13 protein-coding genes are annotated in these 16,541 nt (G+C 59.8%); 3 read left to right on the forward strand and 10 right to left on the reverse strand.

What is annotated here, in order from left to right; all coding sequences use genetic code 11:
• Positions 1 to 91 precede the first annotated feature (91 nt).
• The 5 genes from MUN80_RS02605 to MUN80_RS02625 all read right to left on the reverse strand — a co-directional run bounded on the left by MUN80_RS02605 (position 92) and on the right by MUN80_RS02625 (position 5,326).
• Complete coding sequence (locus tag MUN80_RS02605) at positions 92 to 1,324, reverse strand: efflux RND transporter periplasmic adaptor subunit (RefSeq protein WP_244719238.1); 1,233 nt, start codon at positions 1,322 to 1,324, stop codon at positions 92 to 94.
• Positions 1,325 to 1,439: 115 nt separating this feature from the next.
• On the reverse strand, positions 1,440 to 2,681 hold the full coding sequence (locus MUN80_RS02610) for an ABC transporter permease (protein ID WP_244719241.1): 1,242 nt from the start codon (positions 2,679 to 2,681) through the stop codon (positions 1,440 to 1,442).
• 62 nt (positions 2,682 to 2,743) lie between these two features.
• Positions 2,744 to 3,985: an ABC transporter permease gene (locus tag MUN80_RS02615; RefSeq protein WP_244719243.1), complete on the reverse strand. Its 1,242-nt coding sequence runs from the start codon at positions 3,983 to 3,985 to the stop codon at positions 2,744 to 2,746.
• 89 nt (positions 3,986 to 4,074) lie between these two features.
• Complete coding sequence (locus MUN80_RS02620) at positions 4,075 to 4,587, reverse strand: hypothetical protein (protein WP_244719245.1); 513 nt, start codon at positions 4,585 to 4,587, stop codon at positions 4,075 to 4,077.
• A gap of 70 nt (positions 4,588 to 4,657) precedes the next feature.
• On the reverse strand, positions 4,658 to 5,326 hold the full coding sequence (locus MUN80_RS02625) for an ABC transporter ATP-binding protein (RefSeq protein ID WP_244676192.1): 669 nt from the start codon (positions 5,324 to 5,326) through the stop codon (positions 4,658 to 4,660).
• A 190-nt stretch (positions 5,327 to 5,516) separates the two neighbouring features.
• Here MUN80_RS02625 and MUN80_RS02630 point away from each other — a divergent pair, with 190 nt between their 5' ends.
• Complete coding sequence (locus tag MUN80_RS02630; protein WP_244719247.1) at positions 5,517 to 6,305, forward strand: SDR family oxidoreductase; 789 nt, start codon at positions 5,517 to 5,519, stop codon at positions 6,303 to 6,305.
• Positions 6,306 to 6,311: 6 nt separating this feature from the next.
• Here MUN80_RS02630 and MUN80_RS02635 read toward each other — a convergent pair whose 3' ends face one another.
• The 3 genes from MUN80_RS02635 to MUN80_RS02645 form a co-directional block, all read right to left on the reverse strand.
• Positions 6,312 to 6,731, reverse strand: a complete 420-nt coding sequence (locus tag MUN80_RS02635; RefSeq protein ID WP_244719250.1) for a DUF4890 domain-containing protein — start codon at positions 6,729 to 6,731, stop codon at positions 6,312 to 6,314.
• A 106-nt stretch (positions 6,732 to 6,837) separates the two neighbouring features.
• Positions 6,838 to 8,880 carry an FAD-dependent oxidoreductase gene (locus tag MUN80_RS02640; RefSeq protein ID WP_244719252.1) on the reverse strand — a complete coding sequence of 681 codons (2,043 nt, stop codon included), beginning with the start codon at positions 8,878 to 8,880 and terminating at the stop codon, positions 6,838 to 6,840.
• A 385-nt stretch (positions 8,881 to 9,265) separates the two neighbouring features.
• Positions 9,266 to 10,717 (reverse strand): aldehyde dehydrogenase family protein, encoded by a 1,452-nt coding sequence (locus MUN80_RS02645; protein WP_244719254.1) that lies wholly within the window; start codon positions 10,715 to 10,717, stop codon positions 9,266 to 9,268.
• A gap of 320 nt (positions 10,718 to 11,037) precedes the next feature.
• On the opposite strand from MUN80_RS02645, the gene MUN80_RS02650 reads away from it, so the two are divergent.
• Complete coding sequence (locus MUN80_RS02650) at positions 11,038 to 12,147, forward strand: phosphatase PAP2 family protein (protein ID WP_244719256.1); 1,110 nt, start codon at positions 11,038 to 11,040, stop codon at positions 12,145 to 12,147.
• Between the two features lie 81 nt (positions 12,148 to 12,228).
• Here the strand turns inward: MUN80_RS02650 and MUN80_RS02655 are convergent, their stop codons facing one another.
• The gene (locus tag MUN80_RS02655; RefSeq protein WP_244719258.1) at positions 12,229 to 13,092 is read right to left on the reverse strand and encodes an SDR family oxidoreductase; all 864 of its coding nucleotides are present in this window, start codon (positions 13,090 to 13,092) and stop codon (positions 12,229 to 12,231) included.
• A 408-nt stretch (positions 13,093 to 13,500) separates the two neighbouring features.
• On the opposite strand from MUN80_RS02655, the gene MUN80_RS02660 reads away from it, so the two are divergent.
• Entirely contained in the window at positions 13,501 to 14,997 is a 1,497-nt protein-coding gene (locus MUN80_RS02660; protein WP_244719260.1) for a DUF5723 family protein, read from the forward strand.
• A gap of 27 nt (positions 14,998 to 15,024) precedes the next feature.
• Here the strand turns inward: MUN80_RS02660 and MUN80_RS02665 are convergent, their stop codons facing one another.
• Positions 15,025 to 16,269, reverse strand: coding sequence for a tol-pal system protein YbgF (locus MUN80_RS02665; protein WP_244719263.1), 1,245 nt, complete (start codon positions 16,267 to 16,269; stop codon positions 15,025 to 15,027).
• Positions 16,270 to 16,541 lie beyond the last annotated feature (272 nt).

The raw sequence follows: 16,541 nt of genomic DNA on the forward strand, positions 1-16,541 counted from the left end.
GATTAGAGAAAGATTAGGCGTAAAACAGCAAACGGCCCAATCCGCGCAGGGTTGGGCCGTTTGGACAGTGGCAGCTTGGCTTTGCGTACGCCTAGCCTTTCTTCTCGCCTTCGGCCGGCGGACCGAGCACCTTTACTTTGTCTTCCTTCTTCAAGCCCGACAGTACTTCCACGTTGATGCCGTCCGATAAGCCGGTCTTGACCAGCCGCTTCTGAAACTGCTGGGGCGCGGTTTCGACTTCCACAAACACGCTGTCCTTGTTGACCTTGCCGAATTGCAGCAGGCTTTCCCGGATAGCCAGCACCTGCTTGCGGCGGCCCAGCACAATGTCGCCGTTGGCCGAGTAGCCGGCCCGCAGGAACTGCCCGGGCTGCAGGCGCACGTTGGCCCGCACCTGAAACTTGATGGCGCCTTCTTCGGTGATGCCCTTGGGCGCAATGTATTCGAGGGTGGCCGGAAAATTCTCGCCTTCCAGGGCCCCTACGGTCAGGTTCAGGTCCATGCCTTCCCGCACCTTGCCTACTTCACTCTCGTCCACTTTGCCTTCAAATACCAGGCTTTTCATGTCGGCAATGGCGGCAATAGTGGTGCCCTCGTTGAAGTTGTTGCGCTCCACTACCGACGAGCCCACTTTGATAGGCACATCCAGCACCAGGCCGGTGATGGTAGAACGGACGGTGTTGGAAGCGCCGCCGGTGTTGCGGGAGGCACCGCGCTGGGCAATCTGCAGGTCGTTTTCGGCGGCGTTGAGGGCCTGCTTTTTGGCACGCACGTCGGCCAGCAGGCGGTTGTATTCCTGCTCGGCAATTACTTTCTGCTCAAACAGGGGCCGCTGCCGGTCCAGCTCGATTTGGGAGGTTTCCAGGGCCACGCGGGCAGCCTGAATCTGGTTCTGGGCGTTGTTCACGTTGGCTGCGTTGGCCACCGTGCGGATGCGGGCAATGAGCTGGCCTTCCTTGATGGGCTCCCCGGCCTCTACAAACAGCTCCTCTACGATGCCCGACACCTGGGGCTTGATCTGAACCTCCCGCCGGGGCACGATGCTGCCCGTGGCCACGGTCTTCTTCACAATGTCGGCCACAAACGGCGTTTCGGTTTTATAAGTCACTGGGTCGGTATGGGCCTGCTTCCAAAAGTAGCGCGCAAGCCAGCCGAAACCAGCCAGCAGCAGAAGCACAAGGATGCCCAGAAAGATTCGTTTCATGGTAATAAGCGGGGTTTTTGGCGGCTGATAAGGCGCCTGGTAGGTGTGAGCCGCACGGGCCGAACCCGCTACGGGCTCCACAGCAACAGCAGTTTCGTCGGGCAGGGTTTGGTTGTTCATAGCAGTGAGTTTGTGAAATAGTGAGATGGTGAAATGGCGAGTTTTCTTTTCTGGTGGAGCAGGTGGCGCGGCCTGAATGGCAACTCACTAATTCACCGGTTCACCATCTCACCGCTTATTCGTCTTTGAGGGCTACCACTGGCTGCACGCGGGCGGCAATGGCGGCGGGCACCAGGCCGGCCACCCCGCCGGCCACCACCAGCAGCACCACGGCCGTAAGGGCCACGCCCAAATCCACCTGCGGATTGGCGAAGAAGCCCACATCCTGGCCTTGAATCAGCGAGGCAATACCGGCCATCAGAGCCGTGCCTAACAGCAGCCCGATCAGGCCCGCAGCGGCGGTAATGACAATGCTTTCCTGCACAATCAGGCTGATAATGCTCCAGGGTGTAGCCCCCAGGGCCTTGCGAATCCCGATTTCCTTGGTGCGCTCCTTTACCACGATGAGCATGATGTTGCTCACCCCAATGATGCCGGCCAGGATAGTGCCAATGCTAACCATCCAGCTGAAGCCCGAAATACCGGTAAACAGGCCTTGCACCCGGGCATATTCCTCTTCCACGTTGGCCGAGCCAAAGGCCCGGTCGTCGGTGGGGGCTACTTTGTGCTGCCGGGCCAGCAGCTGCTTTACCTTGGTTTCAACCACCGCCGCAGGCACACCGGGCTTGGGAATAAAGGCGAAATACCCTACCTGATTCACCTGGTTGAAGGTCACCTGCAGGGCCGTGAGCGGAATCATGATAGTCTGGGCTTCCTCCTGGGCATTTTCGGGCTTACCCTCGGCCTTGAATAAGCCCACAACCCGGAAGAAAATCCCCTTAATGCGGATTTCCCGGCCCAGCGGATTGTCGGTGCCAAATAAGACCTCTGCCACCCGGTCGCCGATAATGGCCACTTTGCGCCGCTCGTTGATGTCGATGTCATTAATAAAGCGGCCACTGGTCAGGTGCAGGGGTTTCACGGCCGGGTAGCCGGGGTATTCACCGTTCACGGAAAAAGTGGAGCTTTTGGTACCATACTGCACCGTGAAGGTGCCGTCTAGAGAACTGCGGGGCAAGACTACGGCCGCTTCGGGTACTTCGCGCAGCAGGGCCGCCACGTCGTCGTTGGTGAAGCGAATAAAGCGGCCCACTTTCAGACCGGCGTACGGTACGCTGGTGCGCTGGCTCCAGACGAACACGGCATTTTTGGCCACGTCAAACTCCTTTTCGACGCCGTTGCGGAAGCCCTTGCCCGCGCCCAGCAGCACGACCAGCATAAAAATGCCCCAGAGCACGCCAAACGCAGTAAGCCCGGTGCGCAGCTTGTGCCGCCGTACCGTTCCCCATATTTCACTCCATTTGTCGAGGTCAAACATTGATACTCAGGTTACTTTTTCAACCCCCTCCTTCGCTGAGAAGGAAGGCCAGCTTCTAGTAGTTAGTCGGCCCGCAGGGCTTCGATTGGTTTCACGTTGGCGGCTTTCATGGCGGGCACCAAGCCGGCTACGGCCCCAGACACGACCAGCAGCAGCGCAGCGCTGACGGCCACGCCCAGGTTCACTTCCGGGTGGTCGAAGTAGGACGTGGTACCACCCGCTTTTTCGAGCATGTAGCGCACCAAATCCAGTAGGGCCACGCCGAAAAGTAGCCCCAGATAGCCCGAGAAGCTGGTAATAACCACCGACTCCTGCACGATCATGCTGATAATGCTCCAGGGTGTGGCCCCCAGGGCCTTGCGCACCCCGATTTCCCGGGTCCGCTCCTGCACGATTATGAGCATAATGTTGCTCACGCCCACCACCCCAGCCACCAAAGTCAGCACGCCGATAACACTCACAAAGAGCTTGATACCGGTAAACAAGCCCTCGAAGCGCTTTACTTCTTCCTCATTATTTTCCAGGTCCAGGGCCTGCTTGTCGGCGGGGTCAAACTGGTGGCGGCGGGCCAGCAGCACCCGCACCTGGTCTTCGAGCTGCTTCACGGACGTGCCCTTGGTGCTGCTGATACCGATGCGCTGCACCTGGTTGTACTGGTTGAAGGTCGTCTGGAAGGTGGTGAAGGGTACGAAGGCCCGCTCCTCGTTGCGGCCGTTGTTGCCGGTGTGGGTAAAGATGCCGACTACCTTAAAGAACACGCCCTTTACCTGCACGTACTGGCCGATGGCGGGCTGGTCGCCGAACAAGACCTTGCGCACCTTCTCCCCCATGATTATCACCTTACGCCGCTCCAGCCCGTCCAACGGGCTCAGCATTCGGCCCTGGGTAAGCTTTTCGCCGTTGAGCTGAAAGAACTCGGCCGTGGCCCCAAACACCTGATAAGAGCCGTTTTTGGTTTTGTTGACGATGGTATACTCGCCCGAAAGCCGGTTGCGCGAGGCCAGCAGCTCCACTCCATCCACCTGCTGCCGAATGGCTTCCAAATCGTCGTTGGTGAACTTCAGCTCCCGGCCCGGCTTCAGCCCCTGCCAGGGCAAGGACGTTTTGCCGGCGCTGACGAACATACTATTCATGGCTCCGCCCCCAAACTCCTTCCAGATGCCATTCTCCATGCCCTTGCCCGCGCCCAGCAGCAGTACCAGCATAAAGATGCCCCAGAATACCCCGAAGGCCGTCAGGAACGTGCGCAGCTTGTTGCGGCGCATCGTCCCGAGGATTTCCTGCCATTTGTCGAGGTCAAACATGGAAGTTTAATGTGCTGGTGGGGGAAATGTGAGGAATGTGGAAATGGGCCGGTGACTTATCTGTTCTTGCCAAGTCGCACCATCAGTTCTTAATTCCGGCTGCAGCTCTGGCGTACTTTTTCCAGGCGGCGCATCACGTCTTTCACCGTGGCCTCGTTGGTGGTGTAGAGCGGAATGTCGAAGCTGATGGTGCTGGTCTTTTTGCGCTTGACAATCTTGATTTCGTAGTGCCGGGGCTCGTCCTCATCCGCGTCTTTTCCCAGGGCATAGGTCATGGAGGTAACGTCGGCCCACTCGAAGGCCATTTTCAGCTCGAAAAAGCCTTTATCCATGCTCATCGACCAGCCCGAGTTTGACCCACCGTAGCTGACGGCCAAGGGTTTGGGCATCTCCACATCGGCGTCCCGGTCCCGGATGATCTGCTCGGCGTGGCAGCCTTTCAGGGCCAGGTGCAGCTCCTGCTTGGGCTTTTGCGGGTTGCGCATGAGCCGGTCCAGATCCTTCATTAGGGCCTGCTGCTCGGTAGCCGAGGTTTGGGCCAAACTCGGTGTAGTGGTGGCCAGAGCGCCCAATAGAGTAAGAGCAGAAAAGAAGGTTTTCATAGCTAGACAAATCAGAACGAAGAAAATCAGGACAAAAACTCACCAGCTCACCACTTCACTATTTCACCATTTAGTCATTCACAATCAGGCCGTCCCGAATGCGAATCAGGCGCTGGGTCTGGTCGGCAATGTCGGTTTCGTGGGTCACGATGACTACGGTCATGCCTTCCTTATTCACGGCCTTGAAGATGTCCATTACCTCCTGCGTGGTTTGGGTATCGAGGGCACCGGTGGGCTCATCGGCCAGAATCAGCTTGGGCTGGCTGATCAGGGCCCGGGCAATGGCCACGCGCTGCCGCTGCCCGCCCGAAAGCTCACTGGGCAGGTGGTCGGCGCGGTCGGCCAGGCCCACCCGGTCGAGGTACTCCAGGGCCAGCCGGTTACGCTCCCGCCGACTCACTTTCTGGTAATACAGCGGCAAGGCTACGTTTTCCAGAGCGTTCTTGAAGTTGAGCAGGTTGAAGGACTGGAACACGAAGCCCAAAAACTGGTTGCGGTACTGCGCGGCCCGGGCCTGCGACAGGTTTCGGTCGATGCGGGTGCCGGCCAGCGTGTAGTCGCCCTGGTCGAAGTCGTCAAGGATGCCTAGGATATTGAGCAGCGTGCTTTTGCCCGAGCCCGAGGAGCCCATGATGCTGACCAGCTCGCCCTCCCGGATGTGCATATCAATGCCCTTAAGCACTTCCAGGCGGTTATTGCCTACCTCGTAAGTCTTGCGGATGTTGCGAAGCTGAATCATAAAGTACTGGACCGTATTTTTCCCGCCATCGGCCGCCAAACGGGCCGGGCTGTGCGGATAGATGGAGGCCCGGCCCGAAAGGTTGCCTGCCAGTAATTAATATATAGAAAAGCAGTTATAAAGCCGCCTCGGCCAGCGGGCTGCAAACGCCTATCTTGCTGTAAATCTTTCTGTACCCTTATCCAAGAGCATGTCTTTTTCCCAACAAGTTGTCTGGATTACGGGCGCGTCGGCCGGTATTGGCGAGGCTCTGGCCAAGGAATATGCCCGGGCCGGTGCCCGGCTGGTTCTGTCAGCTCGCAATGTGGCCGAACTGGAGCGGGTAGCCGCGGCCTGCGCCCCGGCCGAAGTGCTGCTCGTGCCCCTGGACCTGGGGCAGGCCGATACGTTGCAGGCCTGCGCCGAGAAAGTACTGGGTCACTACGGCCGCCTCGACGTGCTCGTCAATAACGGCGGCATCAGTCAACGCTCTCTGGCCCTGGACACCAGCCTCGACGTGCACCGCCGCCTGATGGAAGTAAACTACTTCGGCACCGTGGCCCTGACCAAGGCCGTGTTGCCCCAGTTGCTGAGCCAGAAAAGCGGACAAATTGTGGTGGTAAGTAGCCTAGTAGGCAAATTCGGCTCGCCCTACCGCAGCGCCTACGCCGCCTCCAAGCACGCCCTACACGGCTTCTTCGACTCGTTGCGGGCCGAAATCTGGCAGAGCGGAGTCGGCATTACCATTATTTGCCCGGGCTTTGTGCGCACTGGTGTTTCCATCAACGCCCTTACTGCTGATGGCAGCCCGCAGCAGACGATGGACGCCGCTACCGAGCAGGGTTTGGCCCCCGAAAAGCTGGCTCACAAGGCTATTCGGGCCATTGCCCAGCGGCGCGAGGAAGTGTATATCGGGGGCCGCGAAACGCTGGGCGTATACCTAAAACGGCTAGCGCCCGGCCTGTTCAGCCGAATATTGCGCAAGGCCCAGGTCCGTTAGGAAAGCTTACTTGGAAGTGCGGCGGGCCTGCATCTGGGCCTGCATCTGGCGCTTTTTGGCCTGGTACTGCTTGTACTGCACATCCGTCAGCACGGCTTTGAGCTGGCCTTCGGAGTCGGCGTTTATTTTCTTGAGTTCCGTCATCAGGGCCGTCTGGTTTCCGGCGTTGCGCTGGCGGGCCTCGTTTACTTTTTCTACCGTCCCACTAAGAATAGAGCGCACCTTGCCCTGCTGATCGGGCTGCAGCTTGAGCTCGTCGGTCATCACGTCGGTCAGGTCGCGGGCGGCGGCTTTGGGCACCGGCGCGGGGGCGGGTGCTACCGTCACCGATTTGGCTTCCGGGATATTCGCCTTGTTGCGGCGGGCACAACCAAACGTGACGGTGCTAAGCACGCCAATAACCAGCAGGGAACGGGAAAGGAGCATAGGAAGCAAGGTAAACTGCGTCTGCATACGCGAAAACTATGCCCGGCGGTTATCCGCTGGCCTGATCCCCACGCTTAGCGACAGAATGTGCCCGCAAATATGCGACCTAGGCCGTAGTTGTCGCCCGGCTGCTCGAAAAGACCACGGTGGGGCTGCTGGCCTTCATTTCCTGGGCCGTGTAGTGAGCCAGGGCCATAATGGTGAGCATCGGGTTGACGCCGCTGCAAGCCGGAAACGCCGAGGCATCGGCCACGAACAGGTTACGCACCTCGTAGGTTTCCCCGTTGGGCCCCACCGGGTGCGCGGCTGCGTCGCCGCCCATGCGGCAGGTGCTCATCTGGTGGGCGCTGTAGAGGCTGAACTGGTTGGGTTTCCAGCCCAGGTGGGGCAGCTTGTCGAGCAGTTCAGGGTTGCGCAGCACCCCGCCGTCGGCTTCCAGCGTGGGTAAAGAGCCGTGGGGCAGATACACTTTCCGGGCCCCGGCCGCCACATGTATTTCGGCTGCGGCCCGCACGCCCTGCAGCATGTTGGCCCGGTCGAAGTCGCTGAGTACGTAGTCGACCAGGGGCGCGCCGTGCTTGTCGATACTGACCCGGCCCCCGTCCCGGTCCCGGGTCAGCACGATAAAGCTGCCCAGGTGGGCTGCGTCCAGCATCATCTGTTTGTGTTGCTCGCCGCTCAGCCAAGGCAGCACCATAGCCATAAGCCCGGCGTGGGCCGGTGGGGTTTCGAGCTTGGCCCCGAAGTTGGTGCCGTTCAGCATCGTGAAACAGTCATTGACTACCGACATGCTCGGGCCGTGCCAGGGGTTGATGGCGTGCGGATACAGGGCCGAAACCGCCACCGTGGGATGCAGATGCAGATGCTGCCCGATATGTGGGTGCCGCAGCCCGCTCCGCAGCAGCAGCGCCGGCGACTGCACCGAGCCCCCCGCTACCACCACCCGCTTGGCCCGCACCGTGATGCTCACCCGGCGGCCATCGGCAGTGGTATGCACGGCCTGGGCGCCTTTGGCCACTCCGGCTTCGATGGTCACGCGCTCCACGTGGGTGTCGGCCAGAATCCGAGCCCCGTGCTCGAAGGCTCGGAGCAGATACGTATTCAGCGTGCCTTGCTTGATGCCGTACCGGTCGCCCATGGTGGTGTAGCCCAGGCCCTGAAAGTGCTGGTCGGAGTCGGAGAGGCCTTTTTCGTTGCGGGGAATCAGCTTTACCTCCTGCCCCAGCTTCGTGGAGCCGTCCCAGAGTGCCTGATTCTGGCCGTTGTGGCGGGTATAGTCGATGTTCACGCTCAAGGCCCTAGATACGGCGTCGAGGCTGCGCTTGAATTCTAGGGAAGCAAAATGTGGCACCTGGTGCTCCCGGGCCCATTCCTGCAGCACGTAGTCGGGGGTGCGGAAGGCCCCGGCCCAGTTGACGGTAGTGCCTCCGCCCAGGCAGCTGCCGGCCAGCAAGGCCACGCCGCCATCCTGAGTAGTGAGGGCTCCTTTGGCGTCGTAGAGCTTGCCCATCATGTCGACTTCGCGCTGGGTAAAGTCACAACCGTGGCAGTACGGGCCTTTTTCAATGACCAGCACGTCGTGGCCATCGGCAGCCATTTCCCCGGCAATAACGCCGCCCCCGGCTCCGCTGCCAATAACTAGCACGTCGCAGTCGTAGGTGGTGTCGGCGGTGGGCTGCAGGGTGCGGATGGGCTTGGGCGTGTCCACCACGTCGTCGGGCAGCGGACCAGGGTAGCCGATATGTGCCCAGGCCCCATTGCCCAGCTCGGCCGCCGACGAGCCGTAGTACAAAAACAGCAGCAGCTTGCGCAGGGCATGAAAGCCTTTACGGAGCTGGGGCAGGTTGCTCTGGGCCCAGCTCCGCAACAGCTGCTGGCGCTGCTCGGCATCGAGGCGGACGAAGGGCTTGAGCGGGCCAAACCAGGTCAGGCCCAACATGGGGTTATTCAGCAGCGCCAGCAGCTTTTCAAACTCCTGCTGGGCCGCCAATGGCTGGGCGCTGAGTACCTCCGCTATTTTCTGCATATCCACACCTTCCGAGCCGGCGCGGGCCCAGAACTCGGGCTTGTCCGGGCGGCCGGGCAGGCCCGGGATAAACGTATCGGCCAGGGCCTGCAGGGTTGGGTGGTGGGCAGCAGAGAGGTTCATGGTGGGCTGAGCAATAGGGGGCGGAAATTGTCGCAGCAACCGGGTGGGCTGGCAGCCTGAAAATATCGGGATTTTCTCCCAGATAGTAGGCATGCCGCGTAATTTATACTGCAGGTATTCAGCCCTTTCATCAGTCTAAGCTTCGAAGAATGCTTTTTACCAATCTGCCTGTTGCCCTGTACTTTGCGAAGAACCTGCCTCATCTGGCCCACTGATGAGTATACCAATGCACAAAGCCCTTTACCACCGGCATGGCAAAGGGCTTTATGCGTTAAATACCGTTAGTTGCTTAGGCGAGGAAGGATGAGGGAATAAACAGCAGCACGCGAGGTTCCCGCGGGGCTCGAAATAACGTGCTATTACCCGTGCTTTTTGCCTCTCGACCTTAAAATAACCGCATGAGCCAGTCCACCATTTTCTGCACTTTCGGGGTGTAGGGCGGGTACATGAACTTGATGCCGGTGCGGCCGGTACGCTGCTTGAGCACGGCTTTTTCGTTGGAGAAAGCCAGGAAGCCGTAGTGCCCGTGGGCCTTGCCCATACCGCTGTTGCCGACGCCGCCGAAGGGCAAGTCGGGGTGGGCCAGGTGCAGGATGGTTTCGTTGATGCAGCACCCGCCAGCCGCCACGTTTTGCAGCAGGTAGCGCTGGTTTTCGCTGCTCTCGGTAAACAGGTACAAGGCCAGCGGCTTGGGCCGGTCATTGACGAAGTCGGCGGCCTGCATCAGGGTTGTAAAGGGCTGAATGGGCAGCAGCGGCCCGAAGATTTCTTCCTGCATTACCCGGCTGTCGGGCGCGGCGTCGAGCAGCAGCGTGGGCTCGATAAAGCACTGATTACCATCCACGATGCCGCCCAGGGCCACGTGGGCGCCGGCGCGCTGGGCATCTTCCAGCAAACCCGACACCCGGGCAAAATGGTGCTTGTTGACGATGCGGGCAAACGACTGGGAGTTGATGACGCCCTGCCCGGCGGGGTCGTAGAAGCGGCTCACGGCCCGGCGCACTTCCTCCACAAACTGCTCCTGCACGCTTTCCTGCACCAGCACGTAGTCGGGCGCTACGCAGGTCTGGCCGGCGTTGATAAACTTACCCCAGACGATTTTCTCGGCCGCGTCGCGCAGGTTGGCCGTGGCATCGACCAGCACCGGCGACTTGCCACCCAGCTCCAGCGTGACGCTGGTCAGGTGCTCGGCGGCGGCCCGCATCACGACTTTGCCGACGGCCGGGCTGCCGGTGAAGAATATATGGTTGAAGGGCAGTTGCAACAGGGCCGTGGCCACGTCTTTGTCGCCTTCCACCACGGCTACCTCGGCCGGGTCGAACAGCTCCCGGGCCATGCGGCTAAGCAGGGCAGCCACGGCCGGCGTCATCTCCGAGGGCTTGATAATGCAGCAGTTGCCGGCGGCCAGCGCCGATACCAGTGGATCAATGGCCAGGTAAAACGGGTAATTCCAGGGCGCAATAATCAGGCAGACGCCCTTGGGCTCATAGTGGACCCAGGAAGTGGTGCCCATCAACGAGAGCGGCGTACCCACGCGGCGCGGCTTCATCCACTGCTTAAGGTGGCTGAGTGTATGCTTGATTTCCACCTGGCTCGACCAGATTTCGGTGACGTCGGTTTCGGCCGGGGGCTTGCGAAAGTCGGCGTACAGGGCCTCCTCAATGGCCCGGCGGTTTTGCTCGATCCACTGGCTGAGCTTGCGGATGCGCCCGGCCCGCTCCTCAGCTGACTCGCGGCGCAGGACCGGCGCCCGTAGCTGTTGCTGAGCAAAGAGAGAGGCTGGGGAAGCAGCCACAGTGGAGGCCGCAGCAGCGGCTGGGGCGGAAGAAACAGACATAGAAGCGGGGAGGAAAAGCCAGTTGGCCTAAGATACGCAAACGGCCCGGGAAGCGCTGCCTCGGGGTGGGCCCCGGTGTTACCGCCCGGGCTATTTTGAGCGGCCGTTTTCTCCCGCCGACTAGGAGCCAGCAGGGCAGTAGAACCGGGACAATGAGTTCGATTTAATCCTATTTCAACGGCTTATTTCTTCATCCCAACTTCATCAACAATGCTTAACAGAACCCACTAATAAACAATTATTTACACCACAAATATCAATACTCAAGCATTCCTTCTTCGCCGGTTTTAGGTTACTTTTGAGCCCGTTTTTTACCGACTATGAGTTTGCTCACGCTTCCCGATTCTATCCTCCACCCCTTGCTGGTAGCCAGCAGCCTGACGCTGGGCCCGGGCGCTTCGGCGGAGGCTGCGGCCCGACCAATAGTAGCGGCTCCCGACTCAGGCCGAGCTGAGGCCGTCGCCCTGGCAGCAGCCGACACCACGCGCCGCCCGCCGCGCCGCAGCGACTACCTGATGCCCTCGGGCGTGACCTACCACTACGAGCGGCCCAAGCCGTTCCGGTTTTTGCTGAACATTCCGCGCGACGTGGTGGCCTACCCGAAGTTTGCCTTCCAGAAGAAAAACCTGCCCGTAATTGGGGGCGTGGTCGTCAGTACTGTCGTGCTCTACGCCTTCGACCAGCAGATTCTGGATGGGGCCAAGCAGTTTGGGCGGCACCTGCACCTCTCGTCGGCCAGCACCCAGACGACCTTGTTCGACGTGCCCGTGCGCTACGGCAATGGCAAGCAGCTGGATTTGGAGTTTAACTACCCCTCGAACCTGAATAGCGCCATGTACTTTCTGGGCGACGGGTGGACTCACCTGAGCATTGCCGGCAGCTTCTGGGCCTACGGTCTGATCGGGCGCGACAACCGGGCTTCGCAAACGGCCAGTCAGGTGATGGAAGCCGTGTACACCAACGGCCTGGTGGTGCAGGTGCTCAAGCACCTGACGGGCCGGGAAAGTCCGTACACGACGACGTATCCGCGGGGCAAAATCCGGCTGTTTCCCAACCAGAAAACCTACAGCCAGCACGTGCCCAACTACGACGCCTACCCCTCGGGCCACCTGAGCACGGCTATGGCTACGGTGACCGTAATTGCCGAAAACTACCCTGAATACCGCTTCGTGCGGCCCGTAGGCTATTCCCTGATGGGCCTCTTGAGCTACGCCATGCTCAACAACGGCGTGCACTGGGCCAGTGACTATCCCTTGGCCCTGGCCCTGGGCTACGGCTTTGGCAAAATAGCGGTGATGCACGGCCGGCAGGAAGTAAAGCGTGACCAGGAAACCGGTCTGCTAATGCCCCAGCCCTGGTATAAGCAGGTACGCCTCACCCCTACTGGCGGTGGTGGCAGCTACGGCCTCACCATGCAGTACCGCTGGTAAGACCCACTCCGGTCGGAAACACAAAAAGGCCGAAGCAACAGTTGCTTCGGCCTTTTTCTATCTGCGGATCAACTTTGCAGCTTAGGTATTCAGCACCTCGCCGCCGTTGGGGTGCAGGGCCTGTCCGGTGATGTAGCTGGCGTCTTCGGAGGCCAGGAACACGTAGCAGGGGCCTACTTCCGAAGGCTGGCCGGGACGCTTCATCGTGGTGTCTTTGCCGAAGGAAGCTACTTTTTCCGCCGGGAAAGTGGCCGGAATCAGGGGCGTCCAGATGGGGCCGGGGGCTACGGCATTCACCCGGATTTTCTTTTCGGCCAGCTGTTGGGCAATGGAGCGGGTATAGGCCGTAATGGCGCCTTTGGTGGAAGTGTAGTCGACCAGCTGCTGGTTGCCGCGGTAGGCGTTAATGGACGACGTGTTGATAATAGAGTCGCCTTCCTGCAGGTGGGCCAGCGCCGCCCGCGTGACGCGCACGAAGGAGAAGAAGTTGACCTGGAAAGTGTCGAGCCACTGGTCGTCGGTGATTTCAGTCACGTCCTGGCTCACGAACTGCTCGGCGGCGTTGTTGACCAGAATATTGAGCTGGCCCAGTTCCTGCACCGTCTGGTCAACGATGGACTGGCAGAAGCCGGGCTCCCGCAGGTCGCCGGGCAGGGTAAGGCAGCGGCGGCCTTCCTGCTCCACCAGCTGGCGGGTGTTATAGGCATCCTGCTCTTCCTCGGGCAGGTAGGTAAAGGCCACGTCGGCACCTTCGCGGGCAAAGTGCACGGCTATTGAGCGGCCAATGCCACTGTCGCCGCCCGTAATCAGCGCCACTTTGCCCTGGAGCTTGTCACTGCCTTTATAGCCGGGCCGGATGTATTCCGGCTGGGGCGTCATTTCCGTTTCGAGACCGGGCTGCTGGTCCTGCTGCTGCGGGGGCAGCGTGGTGGGCTTGTTTTCCATAGCGTTGAGGATAAGTGAGGTTGTGCCTTTTTCCAAACGCAGAGAAGCCGGTCGGGTTATGGCCCAGGTAGGTCTTTTACTCCCCGAACGAGGTGCTTTTCCCCGCAGAATACCTACTTCTAGGTATTGCAGGCAGCTAGCCGAAGTCCTAAATTTGTCCAGAAAAGATCCTAAAAGCACGGCTTTCTTTCTCGTCATCGAAGAGCTTTACTACCCTACCTACCAGGCTGGGCAGCACTGCTATTCACTTCAGTAACGGGTTTTAAACCAAACGAATAGCCCTTGCTTGCCGCTGCTATTTACGCTGGTATCGTGCCCTGATGCTTTGCTCATTCTGCGAGCTAGGCTACGGTTAGGATTCAATTTTCTCCCGCCCTGCTACTACTTACCCTAACGCAACAGATTTACATGTTTACTACCCGCCTGTGCGGGCTGATGCTGGCGCTGCTCCCGGGCAGCGTGGCGGCGCAGCAGCTGTTCAACAGCACCCGCAGCAACTACTCCGGCCTGACTGGAGCCAGCTGGAACCCGGCCAACATTGCCGACAACCGCTACTTTTTCCAGTTTCAGCTGGCCAGCTTCGACGCCCACGTAACGAATACGGCCTACCGCTACACCGGCGCCTGGAGCCCCCAGACGCCAAACGAGGACCTGGACCTGGACAAGAATTTTCTGACCCGCAGCCCCAGCGACAAAGCCAAGTCCTTCAGCGCGGGCCTCAACGTGCGCGGGCCGGGCATTATGCTGCGCATCAGCCCTACCCAAAGCATTGCCTTCAGCACCCGGGCGCGGGTAGCGTTGCAGGGCAATTCGGTCTCGGAATCTCTGATTGTGAATGCCGTGGACGGGTTCAAGACCCGGGGCCGGGCCGCCGACAATACCTTCAACCTGAACCTGAACGCCTACTCTGAGTACGACCTAAGCTACGGCCGCGTGGTGCTCGATAAAAGCCTGCACTTTCTTAAAGCCGGCGTGACGGCCAAGCGCTACGTGGGCTTTGGCTCGGGCTACCTGCAGAGCCGACAGGCCGATTACCAGATTGTGGACAAGACGGCCGCTACCGGCGACACAATTGTGCGCATCAACGCTCTGGAGGCAGCTTTCGGCTACTCCAACCCCCACGCTTTTGACAACGTGGATGCCAACCAGGCCCTGCAGTGGCTGAAGGGTGGCGGCGGTAGCGGCGGGGGCTGGGGCCTCGACCTGGGCTTCGTGTATGAGTACCGCCCCAACATGGGCCAGTACCGCTACATCGACAAGAAAGGCGTGGACCGGCTCGACTACTCCCGCAACAAGTACAAGTACCGCGTGGCCGTGTCGGTGACGGATATCGGCTACATCCGCTACGCCGACAACGCTACGGCTTTCAACAACATCAAAACCAAGAATTCCGGCGTGAGCGAGTCGGACCTGAACGGTATTGACCTGGACAACTACGAGGCGCGGCTCAACAAAATCCTGCGTACCCAGAAGCAGCAGCGGGAAAGTGAGTTTGTGGCCGGGGTGCCCACCACGCTGAACGTGGACGTGGACTACCACCTCTACAAGTGGCTGTACGCCAACGCGGCGGTCAGCCAGAGCCTGCGCGGTAAGTACGCGGTGGGCATGCGTAGCTTTTCGTACGCCTCCATCACGCCCCGCGTGGAAAGCAAGTGGCTGGAAGTAGCCACGCCCATCACCATGGCCAACGCCTATCAGACCCTGAACTACGGCCTGATGGTGCGCCTGGGGCCGCTGGTCGTGGGTTCCAACGATATGTCGGCCTACTTTGCCTCCAGCAACCCCTACGGCTTCAATGGTTACGTCGAACTTTCGCTACTGCAGCTGGCCAACAGCGGCAAAGGCAACAAAAAGCACGGCAAGTCCCGACTCAAGGACAGCAACGAAATCAAGACCAAGCAATAACTCTCAAAGGCGGCCCTGGGGCCGCCTTTACTTTTTGTGGGTCTTCAGGTACAGCTTGGCCTCGCGGTACTGCGGCGACTTACGGTCCGACTTATCGGCCACGATGCCGTAGTAGCGCCGGGCCGTTGCTACGTCCTTTTCGTCTTCCGCCATGCGGCCCAGGTTCAGGTTAGCCGACAGGTAAAAGCCGCTTTCGGTGTCGCCGGTCTGCTCCGAAAACACGATGCAGCGCTGGAAATAGTCCTTGGCTTTCACTACGTCCTTGTAGCTGTTTTGCACGATGGAGCCCAGGAAATACGTGGCGTAGCGCCCACTGATACCTTCATAGCCGGGCAGGCCGCGGTTTATCTTGTCCAGGATTTCGCGGCTCACCCGCTCACACTCTATCATGTCGCCCTGGTGGTAGGCAAGCAGGGCGTAGAAGCGCTGAAAGTAGGCGTTATCGGGGTAGTTGTTGGCCAAATAGCGGGCCGTGGGCATAGCCGCGGTGAGGTTGTTTTCTTCCGAGTACAGAATGCGCATCAGAAAATACTTGGCTTCCAGACCAGTGTAAAACCCGTTGCTGGCCACGCTCTTGAGCTGCTGCAAGCCCAGAGCGCGGTTGCCCTTGGGGAACAGCAACAGCACGGGCCGCAGCAGCGGGTAGTTTTCCGAAATCCAGACGGCGTAGTAGTTGAACAGGGCCTGGCCAAACAAAAACTCCGGGCTCAGGCCGTTGGCTTCCTTGCTTTCCTGCAGGTAGCGCAGGGCCTTGCGGCTGCTGACCGTGGCGGCCGTCCAGTTTTTGCGCTCGGCGTTGAGGTGGGCATCGAAGCCGTAGGCGGCCGAGAGGAAAAAGCAGGCTTCGTAGTTCTTGTTGTCCTGGTCGTAGAGCACTTCGGCTTTGCGCACGGTAGTGTCCATGTAGGCAAAGAAGGCTTTGTCGTACTGCTTGGCCTGCAGGTTGGTAGGCAGAATCTTCCACCACTGGTTCAGGCCCATGAGCAGGTAGGGCAAGGGGTGCTCGGGGTAGCGGCGGCGCAGGGAGCGGAATTGCTTTTCGGCCTTGTCGTACTTGAAGTTGTAGAGGTTGTGAATGGCCCCTTCCAACTCCAGCTGAATATCCTTGTCGAGCATGAGCCAGCCTTTGCCGTCGCGGGCGCCGGGGGCAATGTCCACGTTTTCCAGCTCGATCTTGCGGATGGGCCGGGGCAGCTTGGTCGAATCGGGACGCTGGGCAGCAGCCTGCAGTGAGCAATACACCAGGCCCAGAATAAGCAATAACTGCCGCATAAAATCTACTTCGTGTAATGATTGGACGCCTTGACTAAGCCGCAATACGCGGCCCGCAGCTCGACACTCGGCTAGAATAACGTGCTAGCAGCCGCCTGGTTGGAAAGACATGGCCCGGTAGGGCCTAAAATAACGGCTTTCTTATCAATTGCCTTGGCCCACAGCGAGCAGCCGCCCGACCTCAAACACAAATTCAAACCCGGCCCGACGTGAAGAAGCCCTTGCTGCGCGCAGCAAGGGCTTCCAATAACGCATTCACCTATATTTCGGGC

The organism is Hymenobacter cellulosivorans (assembly GCF_022919135.1).
Lineage (GTDB): Bacteria > Bacteroidota > Bacteroidia > Cytophagales > Hymenobacteraceae > Hymenobacter > Hymenobacter cellulosivorans.

Bases quoted from the DNA above. Each gene is read 5' to 3' on its own strand.
- MUN80_RS02665 (WP_244719263.1), bottom strand. From the start codon at position 16,269: ATGCGGCAGTTATTGCTTATTCTGGGCCTGGTGTATTGCTCACTGCAG.
- MUN80_RS02615 (WP_244719243.1), bottom strand. From the start codon at position 3,985: ATGTTTGACCTCGACAAATGGCAGGAAATCCTCGGGACGATGCGCCGC.
- MUN80_RS02655 (WP_244719258.1), bottom strand. From the start codon at position 13,092: ATGGAAAACAAGCCCACCACGCTGCCCCCGCAGCAGCAGGACCAGCAG.
- MUN80_RS02660 (WP_244719260.1), top strand. From the start codon at position 13,501: ATGTTTACTACCCGCCTGTGCGGGCTGATGCTGGCGCTGCTCCCGGGC.
- MUN80_RS02645 (WP_244719254.1), bottom strand. From the start codon at position 10,717: ATGTCTGTTTCTTCCGCCCCAGCCGCTGCTGCGGCCTCCACTGTGGCT.
- MUN80_RS02635 (WP_244719250.1), bottom strand. From the start codon at position 6,731: ATGCTCCTTTCCCGTTCCCTGCTGGTTATTGGCGTGCTTAGCACCGTC.
- MUN80_RS02640 (WP_244719252.1), bottom strand. From the start codon at position 8,880: ATGAACCTCTCTGCTGCCCACCACCCAACCCTGCAGGCCCTGGCCGAT.
- MUN80_RS02610 (WP_244719241.1), bottom strand. From the start codon at position 2,681: ATGTTTGACCTCGACAAATGGAGTGAAATATGGGGAACGGTACGGCGG.
- MUN80_RS02650 (WP_244719256.1), top strand. From the start codon at position 11,038: ATGAGTTTGCTCACGCTTCCCGATTCTATCCTCCACCCCTTGCTGGTA.
- MUN80_RS02605 (WP_244719238.1), bottom strand. From the start codon at position 1,324: ATGAACAACCAAACCCTGCCCGACGAAACTGCTGTTGCTGTGGAGCCC.
- MUN80_RS02620 (WP_244719245.1), bottom strand. From the start codon at position 4,587: ATGAAAACCTTCTTTTCTGCTCTTACTCTATTGGGCGCTCTGGCCACC.
- MUN80_RS02630 (WP_244719247.1), top strand. From the start codon at position 5,517: ATGTCTTTTTCCCAACAAGTTGTCTGGATTACGGGCGCGTCGGCCGGT.
- MUN80_RS02625 (WP_244676192.1), bottom strand. From the start codon at position 5,326: ATGATTCAGCTTCGCAACATCCGCAAGACTTACGAGGTAGGCAATAAC.